The organism is Liquorilactobacillus aquaticus DSM 21051 (assembly GCF_001436755.1).
Taxonomy (GTDB): Bacteria; Bacillota; Bacilli; order Lactobacillales; family Lactobacillaceae; genus Liquorilactobacillus; species Liquorilactobacillus aquaticus.
Window position 1 is genome coordinate 1 of the sequence record NZ_AYZD01000007.1, and the last position, 215, is coordinate 215.

At 36.3% G+C, this 215-nt stretch carries 1 pseudogene; it reads right to left on the minus strand.

The features are described from left to right. A pseudogene (locus tag FC19_RS11280) lies at positions 1–89 on the minus strand (IS200/IS605 family transposase); the annotation flags it as partial. Positions 90–215: the final 126 nt, after the last annotated feature.

The following is a 215-nucleotide window of genomic DNA, read 5'->3' on the forward strand; positions in this document are numbered from 1 at the left end:
ATTACTTTTCTCCTGTATTTGGGCGTGAAAACAATGTGATACTTACAATTCCATCTAGTATGTGCTAAGCTATTAGCGTCTTTAGACAAAGCAAAAACTCCCTTTCGATTTTAGTCTTGGTTGGTAGCCAAAAACTATTATATCGAAAGGGAGTTTTTCACGCTGAAGCTTTTTCACCCCCACAAGTAAAACTTGTGGTTTATTCGCAGATATAA